Genomic DNA, 26,366 nt, shown 5'->3' with positions numbered 1-26,366 from the left:
CTCGGGCTTCATTCACCTCATCGCAGCGATGATATGGATGCAGTGAATGTCGATCCGTCCTAGCCCGGCGTCCTGTAGCCGTAGAGCCAGTCGAAATCGGCGGCGAGGTTTTCCGGCTTGCGCAGGGACAGCACGAGGTTTCGCGCGAGCGCCACCGGCCCGCGCGCGTGATAGGCGAAGCGGTTGAAGGCGCCGCGGCTGCGGACGCGGGCGACGCGTTCGCGGCGAAGGGCTTCGAAGCGGCGGAGCGCCTGAGCGCCGTCCGTCGCGCCCGCCAGCATGTTGGCCAGCAAGGCCGCGTCCTCGATGGCCATGGCCGCGCCCTGCGCCGCGAAGGGCGTCATGGCATGGGCGGCATCGCCGATCAGCACGGTCTTTCCATCCGTCCACGCACCGTCCGGGCAGCCAAAGAGCGGCCACACCATGGGATCCTGCGCCTGCGGCAGCAGGCGGCGGATATCCGCGTGCCAGCCGGCGAAGGCGTCCAGCAGGCGTTCGCGCGCGGCGGTGTCGCCCCTGCGCCGCCAGCCTTCCGGCGGCGCGTCGGCCTGGGCGTGGATGGCGACGATGTTGAAGGCCTCGGTCTCGGCCAGCGGATAGGCGACGAGATGGGCATGCGGGCCGAGAAACGCGGTGACGGTGCGCGGATTGAGGAAGGCCGGCGCGGCGGCATAGGGCACCAGGAAGCGCCAGGCCACATTGCCGGAATAGCGGGCGGGCAGGGCGCCGGGCACTTCCTGCCGCAGCCGCGACCAGACACCGTCGGCGGCGATGAGCACATCGGCCGGTGCGATGGCGAGGGCCGCCTGTCTCTCCTCGATTCGCTGGCCGGTGGTCAGCGTGCAGAGCGGTTCGCGCCTGACGGCATCGAGCAGGACGGCTTGCAGCGAGGCGCGGTGCAACACGCCGTAGGGCGCGTGCCAGCGGGCGCGGGCGGCGCTACCGGCCGGCACCGAGGCGAGGGAGGCAAGGGAAAGCCCCGAGGTGAGGAGGATATGGTCCGGCTCGCTCCAGCGCGCGCTGATGGCATCGAGAAGGCCGAGGTCGGCCAGGATGCGCGTGGCATTGGGGGAAAGCTGCAGGCCGGCGCCGACCTCTTCGAGGGCCGGGGCCTGTTCGAGCACATGCGTGGCAATGCCCTTGCGGGCAAGCGCGAGCGCCGCCGTCAGGCCGGCGATACCGGCTCCGACGATGGTCGTGGATTGGATGGGGGACATGGGAAGCCGGCCTTTCGGCCGTTACGCCGCGACCTGGTTGGTGAAGGTGCAGCCGGCGGGCTCGGTCTGGGTGGCCTTCAGCGCCGGATTGTAGCGGTAGAGCGTCGAGCAGTAGGGGCAGACCTTCTCGTTGTCGTCGCCCATGTCGAGGAAGACGTGCGGATGGTCGTAGGGCACGGAAGCGCCGACGCACATGAATTCCTTCACGCCGATCTCGATCGTGCGATGGCCGCCGTCGTTCTGGAAATGCGGAATGCTGTGCCCAGCCATGTCATGCTCCGTGGAAATGCTCTTTTCTGGCGCGGACCATAGTCGCCTTCGGCTGAAATGTGTAGATGCAAAACCGTCGCGCCCGAGCAGAAATCCGGGGCCTGCCGTTTTCTCGGCGGCCAAACGACGGTATGAGCGTGGACAGAAACGAAAGACGGCCCCGCAATGAATCTCGATAACCCGCCCTTTTCCCGCTTCAGCCATGACGGTCTCGAGCTTGCCTTCTTCGACGAAGGCGATCCGGCCGGCGATCCGGTGCTGCTGATTCACGGCTTTGCCTCCAGCGCGAATGTGAACTGGGTGTTTCCCGGCTGGCTGAAGACGCTGGGCGATGCCGGCTACCGGGTGATCGCCATCGACAATCGCGGCCATGGCGCAAGCGACAAGCCGCACGACCCGGCGCTCTACACGCCGCCGCTGATGGCGGGCGATGCTGTGGCGCTGCTCGATCATCTCGGCATTCCCGAGGCGCATGTCTTCGGCTATTCCATGGGCGCCCGTATCACCGCCTTCCTGGCGCTTGCCCATCCGCACCGCGTGCGCTCCGTCGTCTTCGGCGGGCTCGGCATCGGCATGGTGGAGGGCGTCGGCGACTGGGACCCCATCGCCGAGGCGCTGCTGGCGCCCTCGCTCGACGTGGTGACGCACGAGCGCGGCCGCATGTTCCGCGCCTTCGCCGACCAGACGAAATCCGACAGGCAGGCGCTCGCCGCCTGCATCATGACGTCGCGGGATCTCCTGACGGCCGAGGACATGGCGCGCATCGACATGCCGGCGCTGATCGGCGTCGGGACGAAGGACGACATCGCCGGCGCGCCGCAGCCGCTCGCCGAACTGATGCCGGATGCCCGCGCGCTCGACATTCCCGGCCGCGACCACATGCTCGCCGTCGGCGACAAGGTGTTCAAGCGCGCGGTGCTGGAGTTCTACGCGGATATCGGCGGCCGCTGACGCATCCTTTGCGACAACCGCGCTTTACCACAATCTCCGGGCGGCCATTCCGCTCGGCCGTGCTTTGCTCTATATTTGCAGCGCAATGACATCAGGGAGTGCGGCGATGGTCGCGACGAACGAACTCAGGGCTGAAAAGCTCAAGGCCATGGATCCGATCTGGGACAGCCTGCGCGAGGAAGCGCGCGTGGCCGCCCAGGCCGAGCCGCTACTGGCGGCCTTCCTCTATTCGACGGTGCTGAACCACCGCTCGCTGGAGGAAAGCGTGATCCATCGCGTCTGCGAGCGCCTCGACCATCCGGACCTGCAGGCGAACCTCTTGCACCAGATCTTCGACGAGATGCTGGAAGACTGGCCGGAATGGGGCAGCATCCTGCGTGTCGACATCCAGGCCGTCTACGACCGCGACCCGGCCTGCCTGCGGTTCCTGGATGCCGTGCTCTATTTCAAGGGGTTCCACGCCATCCAGACCCATCGCCTGGCGCACTGGCTGCATGAAAAGGGCCGGCGGGACCTGTCGCTCTATGTGCAGAGCCGGTCCTCCAGCGTGTTCCAGACGGATATCAACCCGGCTGCCCGCATCGGCAAGGGCTTCTTCCTCGACCATGCCACCGGCCTCGTCGTCGGCGAAACGGCCGTCATCGGCGACAATGTCTCGATCCTGCACAATGTGACGCTCGGCGGCACCGGCAAGGAGGGCGGCGACCGCCATCCGAAGATCGGCGACGGCGTGATGATCGGGGCGGGCGCGAAGATCCTCGGCAACATCCATATCGGCCATTGCTCGCGCATCGCCGCGGGCTCCGTCGTGCTGAAGCCCGTGCCGCCGAAATCGACGGTCGCGGGCGTGCCGGCACGGGTCGTGGGCGAGGCGGGCTGCAACGAGCCGTCGCGCGCCATGGACCAGCTTTTGGCCGCATTCGACTACGATTTGTGAACGGGAAAGTCGCTTTCTCGGCAAAATCGAGGGTTTACACGCCCAAAAGCAGGTGCGAGAAGCGCGGCACATCAACCGTTACGGAGACAGATCGTGAAGCCGGAAGAAATCAGGAAGCTCGAGGCCTACTTCAAGCGCAATCTCAACAAGGAGATCGTCGTGAAGGCCCGTCCGCGCAAGGATGAATCCGCGGAAGTCTACCTCGCGGACGAATTCCTCGGCGTCATCTTCCGCGACGACGAAGACGGCGAACTCTCCTACAACTTCTCCATGGCGATCCTCGACATCGATCTCTGATCTGTCGGATCCGTCAGGATAAACGAGGCCCGGCCGCCCATGGCGCCGGGCCTTTTGTTATTGTTTCGCGACAAATCGGCTTTTATCCGCGCCAATAATCATACCTATCGCGCAAGGTGTTGCTTTGCTTGCAAAATATTGCGTTGCAGCATTCGCATTGACTTTTTTGTGCAATGCATATAGATTTCGGGTCAATCACCGGGATCAAAGGAGACTTCGATGTTCAATTTCGACGAAGCAAACAAGAAGGGCAAGGAAGCCGTGGACACGTTCGTGAAGAGCTACACCACCGCCGCCCAGAGCTGGCAGGCCATTGCCACCGAGACCGCCGACTACTCCAAGAAGTCCTTTGAAAACGGCATCGCTCACTTCGAGAAGCTGTCGGGCGTCAAGAGCGTCGAAGCTGCTCTCGAACTGCAGACGGCCTTCGTGAAGTCCTCCTACGAAGGCTTCGTCGCCGAAGCCACCAAGCTCGGCGAAATGTATGCCGATCTCGCCAAGGGCGCCTACAAGCCCTACGAAGCACCGGTCGCCAAGGCCACCGCTGCTGCCAAGGCTGCCGTCGCAGCCTGATCCTCCCACGTTCTGCGTACGCGTATAGCGTTTATCGGCCGGCTGCGGGCAACCGCAGCCGGCCTTTGCGTTTTCCGGGGATTGCGCGAGGCTGACGCAGCGGCAGCAAATTTCGCTATTTCCTTCGGATGGTCGGCGATTATGATTGCAGTGCGAAGCGAGGGTCTTACAATCGTCTGCCGAGACATTAGATAACAGTTCCAGAAGGCAGCCTCGGGGAAAAGCCCGGAGCAAACGACTGTAATCAAGGGAATGACCACGCATGGAAGTGAGACGGGTTCGGATGCAGGATGGCGATGAGGGCGGCGACACTCCCGGTCGCGGCACCTCGGTCATTACCCGCACGAAACCTAAGACCAAGAAGCCGAGCCTGTACCGCGTCCTGCTTCTGAATGACGACTATACGCCCATGGAGTTCGTGATCCACATTCTGGAGCGCTTCTTCCAGAAGGACCGGGAAGCGGCCACGCGGATCATGCTGCATGTGCACAATCATGGCGTAGGCGAGTGTGGCGTGTTCACCTACGAGGTTGCCGAAACCAAAGTGACACAGGTGATGGATTTCTCCCGCCAGCACCAGCACCCGCTGCAATGTGTCATGGAAAAGAAATGAGGAACGAACGTGCCAACATTTTCTGCCAGCCTTGAAAAGGCCCTCCACCAGGCACTGACCTATGCGAACGAGCGCCACCACGAATATGCGACGCTCGAACACCTCCTTCTCGCGCTGATCGACGACGCCGACGCGGCCGCCGTGATGGGCGCCTGCAACGTGAATCTCGACGTTCTGCGCAAGACCGTTACCGACTATGTCGATCATGACCTCGCAAACCTCGTGACGGGGTACGAAGAGGATTCCAAACCCACTTCGGGCTTCCAGCGCGTCATCCAGCGCGCGGTGATCCATGTCCAGTCTTCCGGCCGCGAGGAAGTGACCGGCGCCAACGTGCTCGTCGCCATCTTCGCCGAGCGCGAGAGCCATGCCGCCTATTTCCTGCAGGAGCAGGAGATGACGCGCTACGACGCCGTCAACTTCATCTCGCACGGCATCGGCAAGCGGCCGGGCGCGTCCGAGCAGCGCCAGGTGCGCGGTTCCGACGACACCGAGAACGAGCCCAAGCAGTCGCGGGGCGGCAATGAGCAGGAGGAGACTGCCAAGAAGCAGGATGCCCTGACCGCCTATTGCGTGAACCTCAACGAGAAGGCCAAGAACGGCAAGATCGATCCGCTGATCGGCCGCCATGCCGAGGTCAACCGCACGATCCAGGTCCTGTGCCGCCGCTCCAAGAACAACCCGCTCTATGTGGGCGACCCGGGCGTCGGCAAGACCGCCATCGCCGAAGGTCTCGCCAAGCGCATCGTCGAAGGCAAGGTGCCGGAAGCGCTCGCGGATGCGACGATCTTCTCGCTCGACATGGGCACGCTGCTCGCCGGCACGCGCTATCGCGGCGATTTCGAGGAGCGCCTGAAGCAGGTCGTCAAGGAACTGGAAGACTATCCGGGCGCCGTGCTGTTCATCGACGAGATCCATACGGTCATCGGCGCCGGCGCCACATCCGGCGGCGCGATGGATGCATCGAACCTCTTGAAGCCGGCGCTGTCCTCCGGCGCGATCCGCTGCATCGGCTCGACGACCTACAAGGAATACCGCCAGTTCTTCGAGAAGGACCGGGCGCTCGTGCGCCGCTTCCAGAAGATCGACGTGAACGAGCCGACCATCGACGATACGATCGAGATCATGAAGGGCCTCAAGCCCTACTTCGAAGAGTATCACAAGCTGAAATACTCCAACGAGGCGATCAAGACGGCGGTGGAACTGTCGGCGCGCTACATCAATGACCGCAAGCTGCCGGACAAGGCGATCGACGTGATCGACGAGACCGGCGCGGCCCAGATGCTGCTGCCCGTCGGCAAGCGCCGCAAGCTGATCACCGAAAAGGAGATCGAGGCGACGATCGCCACCATGGCCCGCATTCCGCCCAAGACCGTCTCCAAGGACGACGAGCAGGTGCTCGCGGGCCTCGAGAAGGAACTGCGCTCGGTAGTCTACGGCCAGGATCTCGCCATCGAGGCGCTGGCCTCGGCGATCAAGCTGTCGCGCGCCGGCCTTCGCGAACCGAACAAGCCGATCGGCTGCTACCTCTTCTCCGGCCCCACCGGCGTCGGCAAGACGGAAGTCGCCAAGCAGCTTGCCAGCTCCCTCGGCGTGGAACTGCTGCGCTTTGACATGTCGGAATACATGGAGCGGCACACCGTCTCGCGTCTGCTCGGTGCACCTCCCGGCTATGTCGGCTTCGACCAGGGCGGTCTCCTGACCGATGGCGTCGACCAGCACCCGCACTGCGTGCTGCTGCTCGACGAGATCGAGAAGGCCCATCCGGACCTCTACAACATCCTGTTGCAGGTCATGGACCATGGCTCGCTGACCGACCATAACGGCAAGAAGATCGACTTCCGCAACGTCATCCTGATCATGACGACCAATGCGGGCGCATCCGACATGGCCAAGGCCGCCATCGGCTTCGGCTCGTCCAAGCGCGAAGGCGAGGACATGGAGGCGATCAACCGCCTGTTCACGCCGGAGTTCCGCAACCGCCTCGATGCGATCATCCCCTTCGGCTCGCTGCCGACGCCGGTCATCCATCAGGTCGTGCAGAAGTTCGTCATGCAGCTGGAAACCCAGCTTGCCGAGCGCAACGTCACCTTCGACCTGCAGCCTGAGGCGATCGCCTGGCTGGCGGAGAAGGGCTACGACGAGAAGATGGGTGCCCGTCCGCTGGCGCGCGTCATCCAGGAGAACATCAAGAAGAAGCTCGCCGACGAAATCCTCTTCGGCAAGCTCAAGAAGGGCGGCGTCGTCCGCGTTTCCGTCGGCATGAAGGAAGACGGCTCGAAGGGCCTGATCCTCGACGCCGTGCCCGAGACGACGCGGATCAAGCCGAAGGCCGAGATCGAGGAAGCCGTCAAGCCGGCCAAGCCCCGCAAGGCCAAGGAAACCGTCGCCGCCGAGGCTGCGCCGACCAAGGCCAAGTTGTCGAAGAAGGCGGTAGAAGCCAAGGCCGAGGAGCCGAAGGACGAGCCGCCGCGCAAGTCCTCCGGTGCGGTGCCGAAGGTGCCGCGCAAGAAATAACGGCTTTACAAATCGCATGGGCCGGGCAGGAAACTGCCCGGCTTTCTTTTTGCTGGCTTGCCTTCTTTTTCTGCCAAGAGATTTCATGACCGCCGACCCAGAACATCGATCCCAGGCCCATTGGTTCCTCCAGGGCATGCGCGGCCTTTTCAGCCTGCCGGCAATCATCCTCATGCTGTCCTTCGTCGGCTTCGCCGCCTTCACGGCGGAGGCGAAGGTGCCGGTCGGGCAGGTGATGTTCATGACCGGCATCGTCTGGGCGCTGCCGGCCAAGGTCATCCTCGTCGGCTCCATGTTGTCGGGCGCCCATGTGGCGACGGCCTTCATCGCGGTGACGCTCTCGTCCGTGCGTATGATGCCGATGGTCGCGGCGCTGGTGCCGGAAATCCGCACGTCCCGCACGCCGACCTGGATCTTGCTGATCCTCTCGCATTTCGTGGCGATCACCGCCTGGGTTTTCGCCATGGAGCGGGTGCGTGACATTCCGCGCGAGGGGCGTGTCGCCTTCTTCGCCGGTTTCGGCATCACGCTGACGCTGACGAACATTGTGCTGGTGGGGCTGGTCTATGGTGCGGTGTCGGAATTTCCGCCCATCGTTTCGGGCTGCCTGTTCTTCCTGACGCCGGTCTATTTCCTCACCTCGATCTGGATTTCGGCCCGCCATCGCGTGATCTATTTCGCGCTCGGCATCGGCCTCGCGCTCGGCTGGCTCTTTGCGGTCATCGCGCCGCAATACGATATCCTGCTGGCCGGCGTCATCGGCGGGACGGCGGCCTGGTGGGGCGAGCGGACGCTGCGCCGGCGGGAGGCAAGCCAATGAGTTTCGACGGTCTCTGGCCCTATCTCTACATCGCCATCGCCGGATGGCTTGCGACGGATCTCTGGCGCTGGGCGGGCGTCCTTGTCGGCAATCGCATCGACGAGCGCTCCGAAATCCTCAACTGGGTGCGGGCGGTCGCGACGGCGCTGGTGGCGGCGGTCATCGCCAAGATGATCTTCTTCCCGACGGGAACGCTGGAGACCTCGCCGCTCTGGCTGCGGCTCGGCGCCGTCATCTTCGGCGCGCTGTGCTTCTTCTTCGGCGGCCGCTTCCGGCAGATTCTCGGCATCGCCGCGGCCATCGGCTTCCTGGCCGTGGGGCTTGCTCTGCTTGGCGCCTGAGCATTTCCAGCCGAAGCGAGACTGCTTCGGCGTCGGACAATGCGACAAGCACAAAGAGCATTTCCAGCCGAAGAGGCATCGCTTCGGCTGATTTCACCGTCTTACGGCACGCCAAGGCCGACGCTCTGGCGCAGATCGAAGCCGTTGGCGACGGGGTAGCGTACGTTGGCGATCTTCCAGTCCGCGCCGCGTTTCACGAAGACGATCTCGACGACCTTCGTGACGGCGAAATTCGTGACCCGCGCGCTGACGACGGCATCCGTGTCGCTCTCCGATTCCAGCGACACGACGGCGTGCACCTTGTCGAAATCCTGCGCATCGATGAAGAAATCGAAACCGGGATGGTTTTCACCCGAGAGCTGTTCGGCGACGTCTGGCAGATAGGGCACGTCCCGCGGCCCGTTGCCGTCGTTGTCATAAGCGGCGTAGATCTTTTCGACGATCTCCTCGGGCCGGTCCGCCGCAAAGGCGGGGATGGCCGGCAGCGCCGCGAGGAGGACGAGGCTACCGAGACCGAGAAGAAGCGTGCGGCGGGTGACGGTGTTCATTTCGCAAGCGCCTTTCTGAGTTTTTCGGCATTGGCCGCCAGAACGCCCTGGTCTTCCATCGTGCCGGAATGCGGCTTCAGCGGCAGGCCCTCGACGCGCGGGATGACGTGGAAATGCAGGTGATAGACGGTCTGGCCCGCGGCCGGCTCGTTGAACTGGATGACCGTGATGCCATCCGCCTCGAAGGCCTCCTTCGCCGCCACGGCCACCTTCTGCACCACGGGCATCAGGTGGGCGAGGGTCTGCGGGTCGGCATCGAGGATGTTGCGCGAGGGTGCCTTGGGAATGACCAGCGCATGCCCGTTCGCCTGCGGCATCACATCCATGAAGGCAACGGCGTGCTCGTCCTCATAGACGCGGTGCGAGGGAATCTCGCCGCGCAGGATCTTGGCGAAAATGTTGTTGGTGTCGTAGCTCATGCTCGTCTCCCGGTCCTATTCCGTCTCGTTGTGTTCGCCGCCCCGGCGGAAGGGGCCGTGCTCGGCAAGATAGTCGCCCATCGCCTCGACGTCGCGGCGCTCGCGCTCGAGATAGTCGGCGACGGCGCGTTTGAGGCCCGCGTGCGCGATGTAGTGGGCGGAATGGGTGATGACGGGCAGGTAGCCGCGCGCCAGCTTGTGCTCGCCCTGCGCGCCGGCCTCCACCCGGGCCAGCCCCCTCTCGATCGCGAAATCGATGGCCTGGTGATAGCAGACCTCGAAATGCAGGAAGGGGTGGTCCTCGATGCAGCCCCAGTGGCGGCCATAGAGTGTGTCGCCGCCGATGAAATTGATCGCGCCGGCGATGTAACGGCCATCGCGCCGCGCCATGACGAGCAGGATGTCGTCGGCCATGCGCTCGCCGATCAGGCTGTAGAACGCGCGGTTGAGATAGGGCCGGCCCCATTTGCGGCTGCCGGTATCCATGTAGAAGGTGAAGAACTGGTCCCAGACGGCTTCGGTCAGATCCTTGCCGGTCAGCCAGTCGATCTCGATGCCGTGTTCCAGCGCGGCCCGGCGTTCCTTCTTCAGCGCCTTGCGCTTGCGGGACGCGAGCGTTTCGAGGAAGTCGTCGTGCGAGCCATAGCCTTCGTTGAGGAAGTGGAACTGCTGGTCGGTGCGGTGCAGGTAGCCTGCCGCCTCGAAGACCGGCATTTCCGCCTCCGGCACGAAGGTGACATGGGCGGAGGAGACGCCGTGGCGTCTTGCAAGCTCCTTGAGGCCTTCGGCAAGGGCCGCCTGCGTCTCGACGACCGGCTGGTCGACGCGGTGAAGCAGGCGCGGGCCGGTGGCGGGCGTGAAGGGGATGGAAGCCTGCAGCTTCGGATAGTAGCGCCCGCCGGCGCGTTCGAGCGCGTCGGCCCAGCCATGGTCGAAGACATATTCGCCTTGGCTGTGGTTCTTCAGGTAGACGGGCAGGGCGCCGTGCAAGGTTCCGTCGTCGCCCTCCAGCAACAGGTGCTGGCCGAGCCAGCCGGTCTCGGCGATGGCGCAGCCGGATTCTTCCAGCGCGGAGAGAAAGGCGTGGCTGACGAAGGGATTGTAGGGAACCTGCGCATCGGCCCTGGAGGCGCCGGCAAGGCGCCCCCAGTCTTCCGCCGGAATGTCGGCGAACGTGGTTTCGACGCGGATGCGCACGGCCCTTTCCATGCTCAGGCGGTCAGCGGCTCGCGCGGATCGAAGCCCTCGAAGGTCATCTGGTCCGCATTTTCGGCCGTGATCGTGCGCGCCTCGTCGTCGCGCACCGTCCAGGTGATGACCTGCTTGCCGAGTTCGCGTTGCCGGCTGATGAAGGCGTTCGGCAGGTGCCCGTAGTAATAGGAGATGAAGTCGAGTTCGAGCTGCATCGCCTCCTCGTGGACGGCGAAATTCTCCGGGCGCGGGCCTTCCGCCGTCAGTCCGACGGGGCGGCTGGTGCCGATCGCCTTGAGATCCTTCAAGAGCCAGTGGTCGAAGCTCATCAGCGCGATGGGGCCGGCATAGTCCTCGATGGTATCGAGCACGGCCATGGCGAAGCCCTCGTCGTCGTCCTTGCGGCCTTTCAGCTCCAGCACCAGCGGCACGCGGCCCTTCACGAGGTCGAGAAGCTGGCGCAGCGTCGGCACCTTGTCGGCGGTACCGCCGACGGTCAGCAGGCCGAGTTCGGCGGCCGTGCGCTTGCGCACGTCGCCCTCGACGCCGCAAAGGCGCTTCAGGTCGTCGTCATGGAAGACGACCGGAATGGCATCGGCCGAATATTGCAGGTCGCATTCGATGGCGAAACCCGCATCGGCGGCGCGCGCGAAGGCGGAGAGCGTGTTTTCCCAGACGGCCCGGTTGCGGTCGTGGTAGCCGCGATGGGCGATCGGCCGCTCGGTCAGCCAGTTGAACTTGTGCATCAGGCGATTTCCATGATCGCGTCGATCTCGACGGCGGCATTGAGCGGCAGCGAGGCCATGCCGACGGCGGCGCGGGCATGCTTGCCGGCATCGCCCAGTGCGCCGACGAGGAAGTTGGACGCGCCGTTGAGGACGAGGTGCTGTTCGACGAATTCGGGCGCGGAGGCGACGAAGCCGTTGATCTTGACGATGCGCTTGATGCGCGAGAGATCGCCGAGCGCGGCCTTGGCCTGGGCAAGGAGGCCGAGGGCGCACAGTTCCGCCGCCTTCTGGCCGCCGGCGACGTCGACATTCTTGCCGAGATGGCCGGTATAGGCGAGCTTGCCGTCCTGCATCGGCAGCTGGCCGGAGATGTGGAGCATGTTGCCGCTGATGACGAAGGGCACGTAGTTGGCCGCCGGGGCTGCCGCCACGGGAATGTCGTAGCCCAGTTCCTTGACGCGATTTTCGATTTCAGCGGACATTCCGGTCTCCGTTCTTGATTGCCGCCGCATGGGCGCGGGGCGGTGCGGTATGGGACATTGCGGCACATCTTCCCGCAATGTTGGAAATGACTGTGGCATCGCGCGGATATTGCCTCGCTTTTGCCGAAAGAGTTCATATAACATCGCCACCGGATTCAACAGGAGGAAACGGATGTTTCGTTCAGCCATTGTCACGGCGCTGATGGCCGGGGCATGCTTCGCCGGCAGCGGCGTTACCAGCGCTTTTGCCAACCCGGCGAGCGGGCTTGCGCCGCACCGCGCCGTCTACGACCTCCAGCTCAAGGACGCGACCGAGCGCTCCGGCATCGCCGGCATGTATGGCCGCATGGTCTACGAGTTCAACGGCAGCCCCTGCGACGGCTATACGGTGAGCTTCCGCTTCGTCACGCAGGTCAATACCGGCGAGGAAACGCGCCTCACCGATCAGCAGACGACGACCTACGAAGACCTGAAGGGCGGCAGTTTCCGCTTCCTCACCCGCTCCTTCACCGACGAGAAGCTGGACAAGGAAGTGCGTGGCACGGCGCGCGAGGAAAAGGCCGGCGTCAGCGTCGACCTGACCGCACCGGCCACCAAGCAGGTGGAGCTTGCCGCGAGCCGGTTCCCGACCGAACACATGCTCGAGGTCATCGAACACGCCAAGAAGGGCGAACGTTTCTTCGAATCGCGCATCTACGACGGCTCGGATTCGGGCGACAAGACGCTGATGACCACCGCCGTCGTCGGCAAGAAGGAAACGCCGAAGGCAGGCGACCCGGATGCGGACAAGGCCGGCACCTTCTCCAAGCAGGCCTTCTGGCCCGTCTCCATCGCCTATTACAATGACAACAGCGAAGGCGACGCGCTGCCGGTCTACCGCATGTCCTTCAAGCTCTACGAGAATGGAATCACCCGCGATCTCACCATGGATTACGGCGAGTTCGTCCTGAGCGGGAAGCTCGCCAAGCTGGAAATGTTCAAGCCGCAGGAATGCAAGTAAAGCTGCCAGAATGCATTTTTTACCCCGCTGCCCTTGATTTGCCGGGAAACTGCGGTTAAAGGGCCGCTCATTCCACACGTGAGGCATGGGATCGTCCGGGAGAAATCCGGGCTGTTCCGCCCGGTGGCATTTCCGAAGGAAGTGCTGTTCGCCTTGCGGAGGTTCAACCGGAAAAGGATAACTAGGCATGGCATTGCCCGATTTCTCTATGCGCCAGCTTCTGGAAGCTGGTGTTCACTTCGGCCACCAGACGCACCGCTGGAACCCGAAGATGAAGCCGTACATCTTCGGCGATCGTAACAACGTTCACATTATCGACCTGGCACAGACCGTTCCGATGCTGTCGCGCGCCCTTCAGGTCGTGTCCGACACCGTCGCCGGCGGCGGCCGCGTTCTCTTCGTCGGCACCAAGCGCCAGGCGTCCGAGATCATCGCCGACGCTGCCAAGCGTTCGGCCCAGTACTACGTCAACGCCCGCTGGCTCGGCGGCATGCTGACGAACTGGAAGACGATCTCCAACTCGATCCAGCGCCTGCGCAAGCTCGACGAAATCCTGGCTTCGGAAGGCTCCGGCTATTCCAAGAAGGAACGCCTGAACCTCGAGCGCGAACGCGAGAAGCTTGAAAAGGCTCTCGGCGGTATCCGCGACATGGGCGGCACCCCGGACCTGATGTTCATCATCGACACCAACAAGGAATCGATCGCGATCCAGGAAGCCAAGCGTCTCGGCATCCCGGTCGTCGCCATCATCGACTCCAACTGCGATCCGGACCCGATCGACTTCCCGATCCCCGGCAACGACGACGCCTCGCGCGCCATCTCGCTGTACTGCGACCTGATCGCCCGCGCTGCCATCGACGGCATCGCTCGCCAGCAGGGCGCCTCGGGCCGTGACCTCGGCGCTTCCGCCGAAGCTCCGGTCGAGCCGGCTCTCGAAGCCGAAGCGTAAGGCCAAGGTCGGAGCGAACCCTTCGCTCCCGCTTTTCTATCCAACCGAGGCCAGAGAGACGATCCCTGGCCTCGGCTTGTTTGAAGGTCCTGTCTGCCCACGATCCCCAAGTGGTTGAAGCGACAGGCCGGCGGTGATCTTCATCACCCTGTCATACTTCCGGGTACATTCGTTCCCAAAACCTTGAGTTCGCCGAGGTTTTCCGGCGACACGCAACAAGAACCGACAAGAGGCTCACAATGGCTGAAATCACCGCTGCACTGGTGAAGGAACTGCGCGAAAAGTCCGGCGCAGGCATGATGGACTGCAAGAAGGCGCTGGCTGAAAACAACGGTGACATCGAAGCGGCAATCGACTGGCTGCGCGCCAAGGGCATCGCCAAGGCCGACAAGAAGTCGGGCCGCACCGCTGCCGAAGGCCTGATCGGCGTCGCCAGCTCCGGCACCAAGGCCGTTGTCGTCGAAGTCAACTCCGAAACCGACTTCGTTGCCCGCAACGATGCCTTCCAGTCCATGGTCCGCGGCGTTGCCGACGTGGCGCTCACCACCGACGGCACCGTTGACGCCGTTGGCGCCGCCATCTACCCGGCAACCGGCAAGTCGGTCACCGACACCATCAAGGACGCCGTCGCCACCATCGGCGAAAACATGAACCTGCGCCGCTCGGTCCTGCTGTCGGTCGAAGACGGCGTCGTCGCGACCTACATCCACAACGCCGCCGCCGACCGTCTCGGCAAGCTTGGCGTTCTCGTCGCGCTGAAGTCGACCGGCGACAAGGAAGCCCTGAACGCCATCGGCCGCCAGGTTGCCATGCACGTTGCCGCCACGGCTCCGCTCGCCATCCGCGCCGAAGAAGTCGACGCGGCCGTTGCAGAACGCGAACGCAACGTCTTCATCGAGCAGTCCCGCGCCTCCGGCAAGCCGGAAAACATCATCGAGAAGATGGTCGAAGGCCGCATGCGCAAGTTCTTCGAGGAAGTCGCCCTGCTGTCGCAGGCCTTCGTCATGAACCCCGACCTGACCGTCGGCGCTGCCGTCAAGGAAGCTGAAAAGACCGTCGGCGCGCCGATCGAAGTCGTCGGCATGGCCCGTCTCCTGCTCGGCGAAGGCGTCGAAAAGGAAGAATCGGACTTCGCCGCTGAAGTCGCAGCCGTCGCCAAGGGCTGATTTTCTTAATCCCGATTGGGAAAAGCTGAGGGCGCCGCGTGACAACGCGGCGCCCTTCGTGTATCCGGCTTGCCGATATGCCTGCCCCGAAATTCCGCTGCGGCCAGGGCTGCCCTGTGTTGAGCCATCCCCGGCTCCGCCCGGCAGCCGGATCGGGCGAGCAGGCGCATGCGTTCAGGAGCGACAATGACTGCCAAGCCAATCTACAAACGTGTTCTGCTGAAAGCCTCGGGCGAGGCGCTGATGGGATCGCAGGGCTTCGGCATCGACGTCGCCGTTGCCGACCGCATCGCCTCCGACATCGCGGAAGCCCGCGCGCTCGGCGTTGAAGTCGGCGTCGTCGTCGGCGGCGGCAACATCTTCCGCGGCGTTGCCGTTGCCTCCAAGGGCGGCGACCGCGTCACCGGCGATCACATGGGCATGCTGGCGACCGTCATCAACGCGCTGGCGCTCGCCACCTCGCTGCGCAAGCTCGACATCGACACCGTCGTGCTCTCGGCCATCGCCATGCCGGAGATCTGCGAAAGCTTCTCGCAGCGCGCGACGCTGCATCATTTCTCGCTCGGCCGCGTGGTGATCTTCGCCGGCGGCACGGGCAACCCGTTCTTCACGACCGACTCGGCCGCCGCGCTGCGCGCCGCCGAAATGGGCGCCGAGGCGATCTTCAAGGGCACGCAGGTCGACGGCATCTATTCCGCCGACCCGAAGAAGGATCCGCATGCGACCCGCTTCGACCGCCTGACGCACAGCGAAGTGCTGGAAAAGGGCCTTGCCGTCATGGACGTCGCCGCCGTTGCGCTGGCGCGCGAAAACGCCATTCCGATCATCGTCTTCTCCATCCATGAAAAGGGCGGATTTGCCGAAATATTGACCGGTGGCGGACGCGGTACCATCGTTACCGACAACTGATTCTTGAGGCGCGCACGCTCGCTGCGTGCAGCCAGGACTGCAAACGGGAGTATTCCGATGAGTGAAGGTATTGACCTGAAGGAACTGAAGCGCCGCATGGACGGTGCAATCAATGCGTTCAAGAACGACATCGCGTCGCTGCGCACCGGCCGCGCCTCGGCCAACGTGCTCGATCCGGTGCAGGTCGAGGCCTATGGTTCGCGCGTGCCGCTGAACCAGGTCGCCAACATCTCCGTTCCCGAGCCCCGCATGCTTTCGGTTTCCGTCTGGGACAAGGGCATGGTCGGCGCCGTCGAGCGTGGCATCCGCGAATCGAATCTCGGCCTCAACCCGATCATCGACGGCCAGAACCTGCGCATTCCGCTGCCGGAGCTCAACGAAGAGCGCCGCAAGTCGCTGGTCAAGGTCGCCCATGACTATGCCGAAAAGGCCAAGGTGGCGATCCGCCACGTGCGCCGCGACGGCATGGACGACCTGAAGAAGGCCGAGAAGGATGGCGATATCGGCCAGGACCTTTCCCGCAGCCAGTCGGAAAGGGTGCAGAAGATGACCGACGACACGATTTTGGAGGTCGATCGCTTGCTTGCCGACAAGGAAAAGGAAATCATGCAGGTTTAAGGCTTTGGCCGCCTGCATCCATTTCTCTTTACCGGATTGCACATGAACCAGCTTTCGCCCAGCACCGTACCGGCACACGTCGCCATCATCATGGATGGCAACGGACGCTGGGCGAATGCGCGCGGCCTGCCGCGCGCCATGGGGCATCGCAAGGGTGTCGAGGCCGTGCGCGAGGCCGTGAAGACGGCCGGCGAATGCGGCGTCTCCTACCTGACGCTCTTCGCCTTCTCCTCGGAGAACTGGAGCCGGCCCGAAAGCGAGGTCTCCGACCTCATGGGTCTCCTCAAGACCTTCATCCGGCGCGACCTCGCGGTGCTGCACAAGCAGAATGTGCGCATCCGCATCATCGGTGACCGGGAGAACCTGTCCGGCGATATCCTGCCGCTGCTGCTTGAAGCGGAAGAAACCACGCGCGCCAACAAGGGCATCACCCTGGTGATCGCCTTCAATTACGGCGCGCGCGACGAGATTGCCCGCGCCGTGCGGGTGCTGGCTGCCGACGTTGCGGCCGGGCGGCTCGATGCGGCCGCCATCACGCCGGAGCGTATCGGCGCCGCGCTCGATACGTCAGGCATTCCCGATCCCGACCTCATCATCCGCACCAGCGGCGAGGAACGGCTTTCCAATTTCCTGCTGTGGCAGGCCGCCTATGCCGAACTGATGTTCATTCCCGATTTCTGGCCGGACTTTTCGCGCGAGACCTTCCTGTCCGCGCTTTCCCGCTATGCCATGCGGGAACGCCGGTTCGGGGGGCTGCAGCCTGCCACCACGCTAGCGGTGGGTTCGTAATGCAGAGTGAACTGCGCCTGCGCATCATGTCCGGCATCGTGCTGGCGGTCGTCGTGCTTGCCGCGACATGGTTCGGGGGCTTCGCCTTCCGTGCGCTCGCCGCCGCCATCGCGCTGCTGATCTATTACGAATGGTCGACCATCACGCGGCTGATGGAAAAGGACTTCCGCGGCAACGCCTTCGGCTGGCTGTCCGTCGCCATCATGGCCGGCCTCGTGATCTTCGGCTTCGACGAACTGGCGCTGCCCGTGCTCATCGGCACGACGGTGCTTGGCGTGCTCTACGCGTTTGTCTCCAAGGCAACGGGCTGGCTGCCGGGCGGCATCCTCTATTCCGGCCTGACGGCGATCTCGCTTGCCGCCATCCGCGGCGATGGGGCCGATGGCTTCGCCGCCATGGTCTTCATCTTCGCCGTCGTCTGGGCGACGGACATCCTTGCCTATTTCATCGGCCGGGCCATCGGCGGGCCGAAGCTCGCCCCGCCGATCTCGCCGGGCAAGACCTGGTCCGGCGCCATTGGCGGGGCCATTTCCGCCGTTATCGCCGGCACGCTGGTGCATATGGCGTTCTTTCCGCTGAACGGCCTGTGGGTGCCGACCATCGCGCTCGTGCTCTCGGTGTTCAGCCAGGTCGGCGACCTCTTCGAATCCTTCATCAAGCGCCGTTTCGGCGTCAAGGATTCCAGCCGCCTCATTCCGGGACATGGCGGCGTCATGGACCGTGTCGACGGCCTTGTTTTCGCCTGCTTCGCCGCGTTCCTCATTGCGCTCGGCGACGCACTCGTGTCGGGCTCCGCGAACACGCCGGCGGGCGTGTTCCTTTTCGGCCCGTGACCACGACAGATTAGGGACTGGAAGAATGGATATCCTCGCAGGCTCCGTCGGTTTGTTGACGGGCTATATCATTCCTTTCCTCATCGTGCTGACGCTGATCGTCTTCGTGCATGAGATGGGCCACTACCTTGCCGGCCGCTGGTCGGGAATCGGCATCACGGCCTTTTCCGTCGGCTTCGGCCCTGAGCTTTGCGGGTTTACCGACCGGCACGGCACGCGCTGGAAGCTGTGCGCCATTCCGCTCGGCGGCTATGTGAAGTTCTTCGGCGACGACGATCCGGCGTCGATCCCGGACTATAATGCCGTGGCGGGTCTGCCCGAAGAGGTGCGCAAGCGCACCTTCCTCGGCGCTGCGCTCTGGAAGCGGGCGGTCACCGTGGCTGCCGGTCCCATCGCCAATTTCATTCTCGCCATCGCGATCTTCGCCGTGATGTTCTCCCTCTATGGCCGCCAGATTGCCGATCCGATCGTCGCGGAAGTGCGTCCCGACAGTGCGGCACTGGAGGCGGGCGTGCGCCCCGGCGACCTCTTGGTGGCGCTCGACGGCGTGCCGGTGACCACCTTCGATGATGTGCGCCGCTATGTCAGCGTGCGCCCGGAACTCAAGATCATCGTGACGGTGCGCCGCGACGGCCAGGATCTCGACCTGCCCATGGTGCCGAAGCGCACGGAGGTCACCGACCAGTTCGGCAACAAGGTCGAGCTCGGCCAGATCGGCATCGTCACCACGCAGGAAACCGGCAACTTCCGCGTTGTCGAATACAGCCCGCTGGAGGCCGTGGGGCAGGGCGCGCTGCAGAGCTGGCACATTGTGACGGGCACGTTCGACTATCTGTCGAACATTCTGGCGGGCCGCATGAAGGCCGATCAGCTCGGCGGTCCTATCCGCGTCGCGCAGGCTTCCGGCCAGATGGCGACGCTGGGTGTTGCCGCGGTGCTGCAGCTTGCCGCCGTGCTCTCTGTTTCCATTGGACTTTTGAACCTGATGCCGGTTCCGGTACTTGATGGCGGCCATCTGATGTTCTATGCGGTGGAAGCTGTCCGTGGCAGGCCTATCGGTCCCGGGGCGCAGGAGATCGCATTCCGCATCGGCATGGCGCTGGTGCTCATGCTGATGGTCTTTGCGACCTGGAACGACATAACCACGGTTTTCAGCTGAGAGGGGCCGGCCTTGCCGGCATGAATTCAAAGGGGAGCCGCAGTCCGGAAGGTGGTCGCGCTAACAGTCTGTTTACCGTGTTGAAAAGCATGTAGTGGCCTTCGGGCCACGGTTTGAATTGAAGTAAACAGAAATTAACGCGTGACCTTGCTTAGATGGCAAAAGCGGTTAAAACGGCAAACGTGTCCGGAATCGGGCATGCCTGCCGGGCGATAAAACGAAGGTAAGTAGTGAACATGAAAGCTGGTTCAAACTTTTTGAACGCCGTGTCTGCCGTTGCATTGTCGGCGAGTATGGTTGTCACGGGCGGCTCTGTTGCCACGCTTGTCTCCGCCTCTGGCGCTGAAGCGGCTACCATCCGCAGCATCCAGGTGCGTGGCGCCGACCGCGTGAGCGCGGATACGGTCAAGGCCAACATCTCGATCCAGCCCGGCAAGAACTTCTCCAATTCGGACATCGATGAATCGGTGCGTCGCCTCTACGCGACGGGCTATTTCTCCGACGTCAAGATCTCGGTCTCCGGCGGCACGCTGGTCGTCGTCGTCAACGAGAACCAGCTGCTGAACGAAGTCGTCATCAACGGCAACCGCAAGATCAAGGACGACAAGCTGCAGAACGTCATCCGTTCGCGCTCGCTCGGTCCGTACAGCGAAACGACGATCGAAGCCGACAAGCAGGCCATCCGCGACGCCTATGCCGCGATCGGCCGCAGCGACGCGACCGTCACCACCCAGACCTATCCGCTCGGCAACGGCCGCGTGAACCTTGCCTTCGTCGTCGACGAAGGCGACCGCACGAAGATCTCCCAGATCAATTTCGTCGGCAACGAGGCTTACAGCAACAGCCGCCTGCGTTCGGTCATCCTCACCAAGAAGTCGAACTTCCTCTCGTTCCTGACCCGCAAGGACGTCTACAGCGAAGAGAAGCTGCGCGCCGACGAAGAGGCGCTGCGCCAGTTCTACTTCAACAGCGGCTATGCCGACTTCCGCGTCATCTCGTCGGAAGCCGTGCTTGACGAAGCCTCGAACGAATATGTCGTCACCTTCACGGTGGAAGAAGGCCAGCGCTACAATTTCGGTGACGTCAACGTCGAATCGACGGTTGAAGGCATCGACCCCGAAGAGCTGAAGGGCCTCGTCGAAACCCGTCCGGGCAGCACCTACCGTGCGAAGGACGTGCAGGACTCGATGTCCGAGATTTCGCAGCGCGTCGCGGCCAAGGGTTATCCCTTCGCCCGCGTGACGCCGCGCGGCAACCGCGACCTCGGCAACGGCACCATCGCCGTCGACTACCTGGTCGACCAGGGCGAGCGCGCCTATGTCGAGCGCATCGAAATCCGCGGCAACACCCGTACGCGCGACTACGTCATCCGTCGCGAGTTCGATATCGGTGAAGGCGACGCCTTCAACCAGGAAGTCATCACGCGCGCCAAGCGCCGCCTCGAAGCCCTCGGCTACTTCTCGTCGGTCAACATCTCGACCGCGCCGGGCAGCCAGTCTGACCGCGTCGTGCTCGTCGTCGATGTTCAGGACCAGTCGACCGGTTCGTTCGGCATCGGCGCCGGCTATGAGACCGGCAAGAGCGGCGGCTTCAAGCTGGAAGCCTCGATCGAAGAAAAGAACTTCCTCGGCCGTGGCCAGTACATCCGCGTTTCGGCCGGCCGTGGCGGCAACTCGCGCAACTACAGCCTGTCGTTCACCGAGCCCTATTTCCTCGGCTACCGCCTGGCTGCCGGCTTCGACATCTTCAGCGACTCGGACGAGAGCGAAGATTTCTACGACGTCAACTCGAAGGGCTTCACCCTGCGCGTGACGGCTCCGATCACCGAAGACCTGTCGACGACGTTCCGCTACAACTACACGAGGCTCGACTACAACTCGAACGACCTCACGCAGCTGTCGTCGCCGTACCAGCACGTCGTCACCGATGGTCCGTGGGTCCGTTCGTCGATCTCGCACAGCCTGACCTACGATACGCTCGACGACCGCACGCTGCCGCGTGATGGCATCTTCGCGCAGATCACGCAGGAATTCGCCGGCCTCGGTGGCGATTCCGACTACTACAAGATTTCGGGCAAGGCGCGTTACTTCCACACGCTCCTGGAAGATGCGGATGTCATCGGCTCGCTCAGCGCCAGCGCCGGCCACATGTGGGGCATTGGCAGCGACACGAAGGTCTACGACCAGTTCACGCTGTCGGCCTCCGAAATCCGCGGCTTCGAATCGGGTGGCATCGGTCCCCGCGCGACGTCGACGGGCGACTCGCTCGGCGGCACGACCTACTTCACGGCTTCTGCCGAAGCCTCGTTCCCGCTGCCGATGCTGCCGCGTGACTCGGGCTTCCGTGGCGCCGTCTTCGTCGACGCCGGCACGCTCTATGGCAACGATGTGAAGACCGTCGCCGCAGACAAGGTCGAAGGCACGGGCATGAGCCTGCGCGCTTCCGCCGGCGCCAGCATCATCTGGGCGTCGCCGTTCGGCCCGCTGCGCTTCGACTATGCGATCCCGATCAAGAAGGAATCCTTCGACGAGGTTCAGCGCTTCAAGTTCGGCATTGCAACCCAGTTCTAAGGCCTCGCGTCCAGAACTGCGCGAACAGGAATGTTCTGGAGTCGTGTCGATGGAGCATAATTGGTTCTTTCCGCCCCATGACGGTATGCGTCTGGGCGACCTTGCGGTCGCCCTCGGGGCGGAACTTGCCGATGCTGCGCATGCCGATCGCATCGTGCGCAGCGTCTCGCCCGTAAACCGGGCGAAGGACGGCGATCTCTGTTACATGCTGTCCCGCAAGATGCGCGCCGAGCTCGAAACGAGCGAGGCGACGGCGATCCTGTGCGACCCGGCGCTGGCCTCGCTCGTGCCGGCGCATATTTCCGTTCTCCTGATCAAGCGCCCCCATACGGCCTTCGCCATTGCCGGCGCCTTGCTGCATCCGTCCGCGATGCGGCCGGAGCCGATGACCTCGGCGGCCGGCACGTCCGGCGCGTTCATCGATCCGCAGGCCCGCCTCGAGCCCGGTGTGGTCGTCGAACCCATGGCCGTGGTCGGCAAGGGCGCCGAGATCGGCGAAGGCACGCATATCGGCCCAGGCGCGGTCATCGGCGCCGGCGTCCGGATCGGCCGCAACTGCACCATCGCCGCCGGCGCGACGATCCAGTGCGCGCTCATCGGCAACAATGTCATCATCCATCCCGGCGCACGCATCGGCCAGGACGGCTTCGGTTATGCGCCGGGGCTGAAGCCCGGCATGATCAAGATCGTGCAGATCGGCCGCGTCATCATCCAGGACGACGTGGAGATCGGCGCGAACACGACGATCGACCGCGGCACGATGGACGATACGGTGATCGGCGAGGGGACCAAGATCGACAATCAGGTCCAGGTCGGCCACAACGTGCGCATCGGCCGCCATTGCGGCATCGTCAGCAAGGTCGGCATTGCCGGCAGCACGCGTATTGGCGACGGCGTGATGATCGGCGGCGCTTCCGGCATCAATGGTCACATCACCATCGGCGACGGCGTTCAGATCGCGGCGATGAGCGGCGTCATCGCCGATATCCCGGCCGGCGAGAAATACGGCGGCATTCCCGCGCGCCCGATGCGCGATTTCCTGCGCGACATGGCGGAACTCGTCATGCGCTCCAGCACTCGAGTCCAGAAGAAGGGGAGCAAAGATGAGTGAAGAGGCCAAGACCGCGCTCGGCGTCGCGGACCTGCGTGAAATCCTCAAGCTGCTTCCCCATCGCTATCCGTTCCTGCTCGTCGACAAGATCATCGAGATCGACGGGGACGATTCGGCGATCGGCATCAAGAACGTGACGGTCAACGAGCCGCACTTCATGGGGCATTTCCCCGATCATCCGATCATGCCGGGCGTGCTGCTCGTCGAAGGCATGGCGCAGACGGCCGGCGCGATCTGCGCACGCAAGGCGCAGTCCGGCTCGAACCTCGTCTATTTCATGACGATCGACAATGCGCGCTTCCGCCGGCCCGTCGTGCCGGGCGACCGCGTGGAATTCCACGTGAAGAAGCAGAAGCAGCGCGGCAATATCTGGAAGTTTCACTGCGACGCAAAAGTTGATGGGCAACTTGCCGCCGAAGCTGATATCGGCGCGATGATCGTGAAAAAGGAAGATGCCTGAAAATGATTGCCGCCAGTGCGAAGATCCACCCGCTCTCCGTCATCGAGGACGGGGCGGTCGTCGGTGAGAACGTTGTCGTCGGCCCGTTCTGTCATGTCGGGCCGAAGGTCGTTCTTCACGAGGGCGTGGAACTTCTGACACATGTGGTGGTGACCGGCCGCACCGTTATCGGTCGCGGCACACGCATCTTCGCCAATGCCGTCATCGGCGGCGATCCGCAGAGCCTGCATCACGACGGCGCCGAGACGACGCTGACCGTCGGCGAGATGTGCACCTTCCGCGAAGGCGTGACGATCAACACCGGCACGACGGAAGGCGGCGGCAAGACCGTCGTCGGCAACCACAATCTTCTCCTCGCCAATTCGCATGTCGCGCATGACTGCATCCTCGGCGACCACATCGTCATGTCGAACAACGTCATGCTCGCCGGCCATGTGAAGGTCGAGGACCGCGTCATTCTCGGCGGCGGCTCGGCCGTGCACCAGTTCACCCGCATTGGCCGGCAGGCCTTCATCGGCGGCCTTTCGGCGGTGTCCTACGATGTCATCCCCTATGGCATGCTGAACGGCAATCCGGGCATCCTCGGTGGCCTCAACGTCGTCGGCATGGCTCGCGCCGGCATGGAAAAGCCGGCGATCCACGAGGTCCGCCGCGCCTTCAAGCAGATTTTCGAAGGCGAAGGTTCGGTCCGCGCCAATGCCGCGGCGATCCGCGACGACTATACCGGCAGCGTGGCCGTGATGCAGATCCTCGATTTCATCAGCGCCGAAAGCGACCGCGCCCTGTCGTCCCCGAACCGGGGCAAGGGCTGAGCATCATGACGGTGAGCCGGCCCGAAGCACGCGACCGGCTGGCCATCATCGCCGGCGGAGGCATGCTGCCGCGCTATGTCGCCGATGCCGCCCGCGCACGCGGCGAAGATCCCTATATTCTGGCGCTGAGCAACGAGTCGGCGGAGACCTGGTCGGGCTTCGATCACGAATTCATCTCCATCGGCAACTATGCCGGCATCGGCGCGGCCTTTCGCCGGCAGGGCATCGGCCGGGCCGTGCTGTCCGGCTGGGTGCGCCGCCGGCCGGAATGGCGAGATATCCATGCGCCACTCAAGGCGCTGTTCATTCTGCCATCGGTCGTGCGCACGCTGCTCAAGGGCGGCGACGATACCGTTCTGAAAATGGTCATTCGCCTCATTGAGGCCGAGGGCGTCCGCATTGTCGGCGCCCATGACATCGTGCCCGATCTGCTCGGCAGCGAAGGCCCGCTGGGCAGCGTGGCGCCGGATGGCGCGGCCGAGGCCGACATAACCGCCGCTGCCGCCGCCGCGCTCGCCCTGGGCCGGCTCGACGTGGGGCAGGGCGCCGTCGCCGTCGGCGGGCGCGTGGTGGCGCTGGAGGGTGCGGAGGGCACGGATGGCATGCTGGAGCGCGTTGCTGCGCTCCGCGCCGCGGGCCGCATCTCGCAGCGCCGCAAGGGCGTGCTGGTGAAGCTCTGCAAGCCGGGACAGGACATGCGCGCGGACCTGCCCTCCATCGGCGTCGAGACGCTGCGGCGGGCGAAGGCGGCGGGGCTGGCCGGCATTGCCGTGGAGGCCGGCCGCTCGCTGGTGCTGGAGCGCGACGTACTCATTGCCGAAGCGAATGCGCACGGCCTCTTCGTGACGGGGATCGTGCCCGGGGAAATGGAGACCGCGCGATGACGGGAAAGACGATCAGGATCGGCGTGATCGCCGGCGAAGTCTCCGGCGACCTTTTGGGTGGCGATCTCATCGCGGCGCTTCGCACGGCCTATCCCGGCGGTGTCGAGCTTGTCGGGGTCGGCGGCGAGGCGCTGGAGCGGCAGGGTCTGACATCCCTGTTCGACTTTTCCGAACTTTCCATCATGGGCATTTCCCAGGTGCTGAAGCGCCTGCCGCTGCTGCTGCGCCGCATCCGCCAGACGGCCGATGCCCTGATCGCCGCGCGGCCGGACGCGCTGCTTATCATCGACAGCCCGGACTTCACCCACCGCGTCGCAAGGCGCGTGCGCAAGGCTCTGCCGGATCTTCCCGTCGTCAACTATGTCTGCCCCAGCGTCTGGGCCTGGAAGGAAGAGCGCGCGCCGCGCATGCGCGCCTATGTCGATCACGTGCTGGCGCTGCTGCCCTTCGAGCCCGCGGCCATGGAGCGGCTCGGCGGCCCGAAGACGACCTATGTCGGCCACCGGCTGATCAACGATCCGGATATCGGCCGCGTTCGCGCGGCGCGGCTGGCGCGGGAGGGCGAGACCCCGGCTGCACCCGCCTGCCTGCTGCTTCCCGGCTCGCGCAGCACGGAAATCAACCGGCTGCTGCCGGTCTTCGCGGAGATGGCGACGGAGCTTTCCGCGCGCCATCCCGGCATCCGCTTCCTTCTGCCCACCGTGCCGCGGCAGGAAGCGCTCGTGCGCCAATTGACGGCGGACTGGCCTGCGCAGCCTCTCATCACCACGTCGAGCGAGGACAAGTGGCGCGCCTTCGCTGAGGCCGATGCGGCCGTCGCCGCCTCCGGCACGGTCATTCTGGAACTTGCGCTTGCCCGCGTGCCCGTCATTTCCACCTACCGCTTCGACTGGCTGGCAAACTTCTTCTTCCTGCGCAAGGTGAAGGTCTGGACGGCGGCGATCCCCAACATCATCGCGGACTATGTCATCGTTCCGGAATTCCTCAACGAGCAGGTGCGCGCCGGCACGCTGACGCGCTGGTTCGAGCGGCTTTCGGCCGACACGCTGCAGCGCCGCGGCGTGCTGGAAGGCTACGACCTCGTTCATGCCCGCATGCAGACGGAGCGCCCGCCCGGCGAGACCGGCGCGGCGGTGATCCTCGATCTTCTCGCAACAAAAAAACCCGGTCAGTTCTGACCGGGTTTTCTTCTTTTCGGGGGG

The 26,366-nt window shown here is 64.2% G+C and carries 30 protein-coding genes; 22 read left to right on the top strand and 8 right to left on the bottom strand.

Features of this window, described 5'->3' with window-relative positions:
* Window positions 1-59 precede the first annotated feature (59 nt).
* Both V8U06_RS16575 and V8U06_RS16570 read right to left on the bottom strand, forming a co-directional pair.
* Entirely contained in the window at window positions 60-1,217 is a 1,158-nt protein-coding gene (locus tag V8U06_RS16575) for an FAD-dependent monooxygenase (RefSeq protein ID WP_427141577.1), read from the bottom strand.
* Window positions 1,218-1,238: 21 nt separating this feature from the next.
* Complete coding sequence (locus V8U06_RS16570) at window positions 1,239-1,487, bottom strand: zinc-finger domain-containing protein (RefSeq protein ID WP_226919084.1); 249 nt, start codon at window positions 1,485-1,487, stop codon at window positions 1,239-1,241.
* A 165-nt stretch (window positions 1,488-1,652) separates the two neighbouring features.
* On the opposite strand from V8U06_RS16570, the gene V8U06_RS16565 reads away from it, so the two are divergent.
* From V8U06_RS16565 to V8U06_RS16530, 8 genes are all read left to right on the top strand, one after another.
* On the top strand, window positions 1,653-2,438 hold the full coding sequence (locus tag V8U06_RS16565; protein WP_427141576.1) for an alpha/beta fold hydrolase: 786 nt from the start codon (window positions 1,653-1,655) through the stop codon (window positions 2,436-2,438).
* A gap of 106 nt (window positions 2,439-2,544) precedes the next feature.
* Window positions 2,545-3,375: a serine O-acetyltransferase gene (gene cysE / locus V8U06_RS16560; RefSeq protein WP_226919086.1), complete on the top strand. Its 831-nt coding sequence runs from the start codon at window positions 2,545-2,547 to the stop codon at window positions 3,373-3,375.
* 93 nt (window positions 3,376-3,468) lie between these two features.
* A complete protein-coding gene (locus tag V8U06_RS16555) occupies window positions 3,469-3,672 on the top strand; it encodes a DUF3126 family protein (RefSeq protein ID WP_119259238.1) in 204 nt (67 codons plus the stop codon).
* A 219-nt stretch (window positions 3,673-3,891) separates the two neighbouring features.
* Complete coding sequence (locus V8U06_RS16550) at window positions 3,892-4,245, top strand: phasin family protein (RefSeq protein WP_427141575.1); 354 nt, start codon at window positions 3,892-3,894, stop codon at window positions 4,243-4,245.
* Window positions 4,246-4,507: 262 nt separating this feature from the next.
* On the top strand, window positions 4,508-4,858 hold the full coding sequence (gene clpS, locus V8U06_RS16545) for an ATP-dependent Clp protease adapter ClpS (protein ID WP_427141574.1): 351 nt from the start codon (window positions 4,508-4,510) through the stop codon (window positions 4,856-4,858).
* Window positions 4,859-4,867: 9 nt separating this feature from the next.
* On the top strand, window positions 4,868-7,375 hold the full coding sequence (gene clpA, locus V8U06_RS16540) for an ATP-dependent Clp protease ATP-binding subunit ClpA (protein WP_427141573.1): 2,508 nt from the start codon (window positions 4,868-4,870) through the stop codon (window positions 7,373-7,375).
* An 85-nt stretch (window positions 7,376-7,460) separates the two neighbouring features.
* Window positions 7,461-8,195, top strand: a complete 735-nt coding sequence (locus V8U06_RS16535; protein ID WP_427141572.1) for an AzlC family ABC transporter permease — start codon at window positions 7,461-7,463, stop codon at window positions 8,193-8,195.
* Entirely contained in the window at window positions 8,192-8,536 is a 345-nt protein-coding gene (locus V8U06_RS16530; RefSeq protein ID WP_427141571.1) for an AzlD domain-containing protein, read from the top strand. The genes V8U06_RS16535 and V8U06_RS16530 overlap by 4 nt, the downstream gene beginning before the upstream one ends.
* Before the next feature lie 101 nt (window positions 8,537-8,637).
* Here V8U06_RS16530 and V8U06_RS16525 read toward each other — a convergent pair whose 3' ends face one another.
* Genes V8U06_RS16525 through V8U06_RS16505 form a run of 5 tightly spaced genes read right to left on the bottom strand, consistent with a single transcriptional unit; the run spans window position 8,638 to window position 11,904 of the window.
* Complete coding sequence (locus V8U06_RS16525) at window positions 8,638-9,084, bottom strand: hypothetical protein (protein WP_427141570.1); 447 nt, start codon at window positions 9,082-9,084, stop codon at window positions 8,638-8,640.
* Entirely contained in the window at window positions 9,081-9,503 is a 423-nt protein-coding gene (locus tag V8U06_RS16520; protein ID WP_427141569.1) for an HIT family protein, read from the bottom strand. Before V8U06_RS16520 ends, V8U06_RS16525 begins: the two co-directional genes overlap by 4 nt.
* Before the next feature lie 15 nt (window positions 9,504-9,518).
* Window positions 9,519-10,712 carry a GNAT family N-acetyltransferase gene (locus V8U06_RS16515; protein ID WP_427141568.1) on the bottom strand — a complete coding sequence of 398 codons (1,194 nt, stop codon included), beginning with the start codon at window positions 10,710-10,712 and terminating at the stop codon, window positions 9,519-9,521.
* A 2-nt stretch (window positions 10,713-10,714) separates the two neighbouring features.
* Window positions 10,715-11,440 (bottom strand): glycerophosphodiester phosphodiesterase, encoded by a 726-nt coding sequence (locus V8U06_RS16510; RefSeq protein ID WP_427141567.1) that lies wholly within the window; start codon window positions 11,438-11,440, stop codon window positions 10,715-10,717.
* A complete protein-coding gene (locus V8U06_RS16505; RefSeq protein ID WP_226919095.1) occupies window positions 11,440-11,904 on the bottom strand; it encodes a RidA family protein in 465 nt (154 codons plus the stop codon). Before V8U06_RS16505 ends, V8U06_RS16510 begins: the two co-directional genes overlap by 1 nt.
* Window positions 11,905-12,076: 172 nt before the next feature.
* On the opposite strand from V8U06_RS16505, the gene V8U06_RS16500 reads away from it, so the two are divergent.
* The 8 genes from V8U06_RS16500 (at window position 12,077) to rseP (ending at window position 19,327) form a co-directional block, all read left to right on the top strand.
* The gene (locus V8U06_RS16500) at window positions 12,077-12,904 is read left to right on the top strand and encodes a cell envelope integrity EipB family protein (RefSeq protein ID WP_427141566.1); all 828 of its coding nucleotides are present in this window, start codon (window positions 12,077-12,079) and stop codon (window positions 12,902-12,904) included.
* Between the two features lie 187 nt (window positions 12,905-13,091).
* Window positions 13,092-13,853, top strand: coding sequence for a 30S ribosomal protein S2 (rpsB, locus tag V8U06_RS16495; RefSeq protein ID WP_371826620.1), 762 nt, complete (start codon window positions 13,092-13,094; stop codon window positions 13,851-13,853).
* A 239-nt stretch (window positions 13,854-14,092) separates the two neighbouring features.
* Window positions 14,093-15,019 (top strand): translation elongation factor Ts, encoded by a 927-nt coding sequence (gene tsf, locus V8U06_RS16490; RefSeq protein WP_226919097.1) that lies wholly within the window; start codon window positions 14,093-14,095, stop codon window positions 15,017-15,019.
* A 186-nt stretch (window positions 15,020-15,205) separates the two neighbouring features.
* Window positions 15,206-15,928, top strand: coding sequence for a UMP kinase (gene pyrH, locus V8U06_RS16485; RefSeq protein WP_226919098.1), 723 nt, complete (start codon window positions 15,206-15,208; stop codon window positions 15,926-15,928).
* 57 nt (window positions 15,929-15,985) lie between these two features.
* On the top strand, window positions 15,986-16,546 hold the full coding sequence (gene frr / locus V8U06_RS16480) for a ribosome recycling factor (RefSeq protein WP_226919099.1): 561 nt from the start codon (window positions 15,986-15,988) through the stop codon (window positions 16,544-16,546).
* Between the two features lie 42 nt (window positions 16,547-16,588).
* Entirely contained in the window at window positions 16,589-17,335 is a 747-nt protein-coding gene (locus V8U06_RS16475) for an isoprenyl transferase (RefSeq protein WP_427141565.1), read from the top strand.
* Entirely contained in the window at window positions 17,335-18,168 is an 834-nt protein-coding gene (locus V8U06_RS16470; RefSeq protein WP_427141564.1) for a phosphatidate cytidylyltransferase, read from the top strand. The genes V8U06_RS16475 and V8U06_RS16470 overlap by 1 nt, the downstream gene beginning before the upstream one ends.
* A 25-nt stretch (window positions 18,169-18,193) precedes the next feature.
* Window positions 18,194-19,327, top strand: coding sequence for an RIP metalloprotease RseP (rseP, locus tag V8U06_RS16465; protein ID WP_427141563.1), 1,134 nt, complete (start codon window positions 18,194-18,196; stop codon window positions 19,325-19,327).
* Window positions 19,328-19,478: 151 nt separating this feature from the next.
* Here the strand turns inward: rseP and V8U06_RS16460 are convergent, their stop codons facing one another.
* Window positions 19,479-19,649, bottom strand: a complete 171-nt coding sequence (locus tag V8U06_RS16460; protein ID WP_427141584.1) for a hypothetical protein — start codon at window positions 19,647-19,649, stop codon at window positions 19,479-19,481.
* Here V8U06_RS16460 and bamA point away from each other — a divergent pair.
* Genes bamA through lpxB form a run of 6 tightly spaced genes read left to right on the top strand, consistent with a single transcriptional unit; the run spans window position 19,621 to window position 26,342 of the window.
* Window positions 19,621-21,897, top strand: a complete 2,277-nt coding sequence (gene bamA, locus V8U06_RS16455) for an outer membrane protein assembly factor BamA (RefSeq protein WP_427141562.1) — start codon at window positions 19,621-19,623, stop codon at window positions 21,895-21,897. The genes V8U06_RS16460 and bamA overlap by 29 nt on opposite strands.
* A gap of 49 nt (window positions 21,898-21,946) precedes the next feature.
* Window positions 21,947-23,008 (top strand): UDP-3-O-(3-hydroxymyristoyl)glucosamine N-acyltransferase, encoded by a 1,062-nt coding sequence (gene lpxD, locus V8U06_RS16450; RefSeq protein WP_427141561.1) that lies wholly within the window; start codon window positions 21,947-21,949, stop codon window positions 23,006-23,008.
* Window positions 23,001-23,468, top strand: a complete 468-nt coding sequence (gene fabZ / locus V8U06_RS16445) for a 3-hydroxyacyl-ACP dehydratase FabZ (protein ID WP_226919105.1) — start codon at window positions 23,001-23,003, stop codon at window positions 23,466-23,468. The genes lpxD and fabZ overlap by 8 nt, the downstream gene beginning before the upstream one ends.
* On the top strand, window positions 23,465-24,280 hold the full coding sequence (gene lpxA / locus V8U06_RS16440) for an acyl-ACP--UDP-N-acetylglucosamine O-acyltransferase (protein WP_427141583.1): 816 nt from the start codon (window positions 23,465-23,467) through the stop codon (window positions 24,278-24,280). The genes fabZ and lpxA overlap by 4 nt, the downstream gene beginning before the upstream one ends.
* Window positions 24,281-24,285: 5 nt before the next feature.
* Complete coding sequence (locus V8U06_RS16435; protein WP_427141560.1) at window positions 24,286-25,164, top strand: LpxI family protein; 879 nt, start codon at window positions 24,286-24,288, stop codon at window positions 25,162-25,164.
* Entirely contained in the window at window positions 25,161-26,342 is a 1,182-nt protein-coding gene (gene lpxB / locus V8U06_RS16430; protein ID WP_427141559.1) for a lipid-A-disaccharide synthase, read from the top strand. The genes V8U06_RS16435 and lpxB overlap by 4 nt, the downstream gene beginning before the upstream one ends.
* The last annotated feature ends 24 nt before the right edge of the window (window positions 26,343-26,366 follow it).

Origin of the sequence: Shinella sp. G-2, from assembly GCF_050172695.1 — a bacterium.
In the GTDB taxonomy this organism is placed as follows: domain Bacteria; phylum Pseudomonadota; class Alphaproteobacteria; order Rhizobiales; family Rhizobiaceae; genus Shinella.
The sequence above is the reverse complement of the archived record's forward strand: the minus strand, read 5'-3'. Positions and strand labels throughout refer to the sequence as shown.